This window comes from Dethiosulfatibacter sp., assembly GCF_983023055.1.
The window spans coordinates 1-4,322 of record NZ_CEZJXU010000207.1 but is presented as its reverse complement, the minus strand read 5'-3'; the positions used below and the strand labels follow the sequence as shown (position 1 = coordinate 4,322).

Genomic DNA, 4,322 nt, shown 5'->3' with positions numbered 1-4,322 from the left:
CGTCAAACTTGTCTTCAACATTCTTTATGATATCTTCAAATATTTTCTGAACCTCTTCATCCTGGAGAGTTTTTTCCAGTGATCTGAATACAAGTGAAAACGCAAGACTCTTGTGTCCTTCATCAATTCCCTTGCCCTTGTATATATCAAAGAAATCTACTGATTCAAGATATTTGTATCCCCTAGACTCAATGTCAGCCATGATATCTCCAACATTGATTTCATCCTTTGCAACTACTGCCATATCCCTTGTTATTGAAGGATATTTTGGAATCTCCCTGTATTTCCTTTCTTCCCTGCTCAGCTCCAATACTTTTTCAACATTTATTTCAGCAGCATAAATTCTTTCCTTGATGTTGAAATTCTTAGTAGCTATAGGATTTACTTCTCCAACAACACCCAGGTAAACACCTTCTGCAAATACTGCTGCAGTTCTTCCAGGATGGAAGGCGGAATTGTTTTCAAGTACCCTGTACTCTGCATTTATTTGAAACTTTTTAAATATGTTTTCAATAACTCCCTTAATAGAATAGAAATCAGCATCTCCAAACATTCCAAGAGACAAAGTGCTTATTTCATCTGGAAGGTCCTTGATTGGGAACTCATTGGATTTGAATACATTTCCTATTTCATAAATCCTTCCCATCTTAGTTCCATAGTTGATGTTCTTTCCTATTACTTCAACAAGATTAGGAAGAAGAGTGGTTCGCATGGAACTAAAGTCCTCTCCCAGTGGATTCAATATCTTGATGTATTCTCTAAGAGCACTGTCTTCATTAAAATTCATCTTATCGTATTTCTTAGGACTTATAAATGAATATGTTGTTGCTTCACAAAATTCCGATTCAGTAAGGTAATTCTTTATTCTTGCTTCTACCTTTCTAAGTTCAGATATACTGCCTTTCAAAATATTTCCCTTCAAAGGTTTTGGTTCGATTCTTTCTAAACCGTAGATTCTTCCAACCTCTTCAATAAGGTCTTCTTCCTGCTGAATGTCAGGTCTGAAGTGAGGAACCTTGGATACTATTTTCTGTCCGTCATATACACTTTCTATTTCAAGAGAATTAAGTATTTTAAGCATTTCATCAGTGTCTATATGTACGCCCAAAAGTTCTGTACATCTATAAGGTCTCATTTCAACAGTAGCAACTTCAAATTCAGTTTTGCCTACATCAATTGCTCCTTCAACAATCGTACCTGCCCCTATCATTTCTATTATCTGACAAACCCTTTCATTTGCATAGGATACATTTTGAGGTGAAAGTGGCTTTTCATTACGTGAAGATGCCTCGGATCTTAATCCAAGACTTTTTGAAGTCAATCTTGCCGAAGTAGGATTAAAGTTGGCACATTCCATTATAATAACCTTTGTATCGTCTGTTATTTCAGAGTCATAACCACCCATTACACCTGCAATACACTGTGCATCATTTTCATCGGCAATTACGCACATATCATTTGTAAGCTCCCTTGTTTCCTTGTCAAGAGTCATGATTTTTTCGCCATTTTTTGCTCTTCTAGCAACAATCTTTCTTCCTGCCATTTTCTCCAGGTCGAAGGCATGAAGAGGCTGTCCCATTTCTATCATTACATAGTTTGTAGCATCTACAATATTGCTTATAGGTCTCATACCCGCATCCATGATCTTTCTCTGTAGCCATAGAGGAGAAGGTCCTATCTTGACATCCTTTATTACCTTTGCATAATATCTTGTACACAACTCCGGAGACTCTATCTTTATATCATTTATATAATCATTAATATCATCTACTGGATTATTTATCTTTATTTCCGGGAGTGAAAGTTTTCTTTCCATTGCCGCTGCTGCTTCCCTGGCAATTCCAATAACACTGAGACAGTCAGGTCTATTGAACGTAATTTCTATATCAAGAAGATAACCTTCCATTTGAAGAGCTTTTTTCGCTTCCATTCCCAACTCAATCTCATCTGGGAAAATAAGTATTCCATTCTTTGACTCCTTTGGAATTAACTTGACTTCAACTCCAAGCTCCTCATATGAACACATCATTCCCTCTGATAATTCGCCTCTAAGTTCTGAACTCTTTATTTTTGTTCCATCTGCAAGAACTGAACCATCAAGTGCAACAGGTATTATATCGTAAAGCTTTATGTTTTTCGCTCCAGTAACGATCTGAATGACCTTGCTTCCTATATCAATCTTTGTGACCAAAAGCCTGTCTGCTTCAGCATGGTTTTCAATCTCAACTATCCTACCGGTAACAATATTTTTGACATCTTTCTCCAGGTTTATAACTGCATCCACATGGGATCCCGTCATCGTAAGCCTATCCGCTATAGTTCTTATTTCCAGTCCATCTATATCAACATATTCCTTTAACCAATTTACAGGTACTAACATTTTTTTCCTCCTAAAACTGTTTTAAAAATCTAAGATCATTGTCAAACAAAAGCCTTATATCATGTATTCCATGTTTAACCATTGTTATTCTATCTATTCCCATTCCAAATGCATATCCGCTGTAGATTTCAGGATCAATGCCGCAGTTTCTCAATACATTGGGATGAACCATTCCACATCCAAGAAGCTCCATGCTCCAACCTGTATTATGACATGCTTCACATCCTTCTCCCATGCATTTAAGACATGATACGTCAACTTCCGCACTAGGCTCTGTAAAAGGGAAATTATGAGGTCTGAATCTTGTCTTCATGTTCTCTCCAAAAAGTGCCTTTACAAACTTGTCTATTGAGTCCTTTAAGTTCGCAAGAGTAACGCCCTTGTCAATTACGAGGCATTCCATTTGATGAAACATAGGTGAGTGTGTATCATCCACATCATCAAACCTGAAGGTTCTCCCAGCTGAAACCATCCTTATAGGCGGCTCCTGAGTCTTCATTATCCTTATCTGTACTGGCGAAGTCTGGGTTCTTAAAATCAAATCATCAGAAAAATAGAATGTATCCGACTTATCTCTTGATGGGTGGTCAACAGGTGCATTTAGAGCATCAAAATTGTTTTCAACAGTATCAATCTCAGGTCCATCAATAACATCAAATCCCATGTTTAGAAATAGATTTTCAAGCTGTTCCTTTACCTGCATCAACGGATGTCTGTGTCCTGAAGCCATATAATTCCCAGGGATAGTAACATCAATTTTTTCTTTTTTAAATTGTTGCATCTGCTCTTCATCGTTGATTCTTTTCTTTGCTTCTTCAAGAGCATTCTGAATATTTTCCCTTACTTCATTTGCAATTTTACCAATTAGAGGTCTTTCTTCATTTGAAAGACTTCCCATAGCCTTAAGAATATTTTTAAGTTCTCCTTTTTTACCAAGAACTCCTACTCTAATATCTTCCAGTTCTTGAATACTTTTAGTCTTTGGAATTTTTTCCAAAATTTCATTTTCGATCTTCTTTAATTGTTCTCTCATGTTTACTCCTTTCAAAAATAAATAAAAAAAGCGACACTTCTCTCCTCTTAAGAGGCGAAGTCCCGCGGTACCACTCTTGTTTATTACTTAAATAGATTAACGGTCATCCCGGACAAGCATACTAAATTCAGCTTATCAACTCCAAGGTGAAATTTCAGTCAAGTTAAATGAAATGATTTCAGCCTCGTCATTTCTCTCTAGAATTTCAACATCCCGACTTACTTTGCCCTATCAAAGTTTTTAATTATTATTGATTATAACAAATCAATCACTGTTTTTCAAATATTTTATTGCTAAAATTATAAAGACAAATACTGGCAGCGACTCCTGCATTCAATGATTCGGCCTTACCGCTCATTCTTATGCTGAATTTCACATCGCTAGCTTCCTGTATTTCACAACTTACACCCATGCTTTCGTTACCTATTACTATAACAGATTTTTCTAGACAGTCAAGATCCTCCATAAAGGTATCTCCATCTACAACAGCAGAATATATCCTGTAGTTGTTTTTCTTCAAATATTCAAGTGTCTCAATACTATCCTTTGCATTATAAAATGATACTCTCGTCATAGACCCCATGGCAGATCTTACAGTTTTGGGATTGTAAATATCCACACAGCCCTTGTTTACGATTACAGACAATGCATTAAAGGCATCCGCAGATCTGATTATGGTTCCCATGTTCCCCGGGTCCTGCAATGAATCTGTAAAAACAATAAGATTGCTTTTCAACAGGTCTTCAATATCAGATTTCCTCTGATTTACAACAGCAAGTATTCCTTGGGAATTGCTTGTATTGCTTATGTCATTAAATAACTTGTTTTCAACAGAAAATACAGAGATTCCATCCACAACAAATTCATCAGACTTGAAATCTTCAGATACAAGTATAAGTTCAACAAGAT

At 36.3% G+C, this 4,322-nt stretch carries 3 protein-coding genes and 1 other annotated feature; all 3 genes read right to left on the bottom strand.

Annotated features, from left to right (window positions below; genetic code table 11):
- Nucleotides 1–2,380: phenylalanine--tRNA ligase subunit beta (pheT, locus tag AC3AX0_RS08120; protein WP_487549797.1), on the bottom strand; the 2,380-nt coding region annotated here is incomplete at its 3' end.
- 10 nt (nt 2,381–2,390) lie between these two features.
- Nucleotides 2,391–3,413, bottom strand: coding sequence for a phenylalanine--tRNA ligase subunit alpha (gene pheS, locus AC3AX0_RS08115; protein WP_487549796.1), 1,023 nt, complete (start codon nt 3,411–3,413; stop codon nt 2,391–2,393).
- Between the two features lie 47 nt (nt 3,414–3,460).
- Nucleotides 3,461–3,657: a binding site (T-box leader), on the bottom strand.
- A 24-nt stretch (nt 3,658–3,681) separates the two neighbouring features.
- Nucleotides 3,682–4,322: TrmH family RNA methyltransferase (locus AC3AX0_RS08110; protein WP_487549795.1), on the bottom strand; the 641-nt coding region annotated here is incomplete at its 5' end.

Bases quoted from the DNA above. Each gene is read 5' to 3' on its own strand.
- pheS (WP_487549796.1), bottom strand. From the start codon at position 3,413: ATGAGAGAACAATTAAAGAAGATCGAAAATGAAATTTTGGAAAAAATT.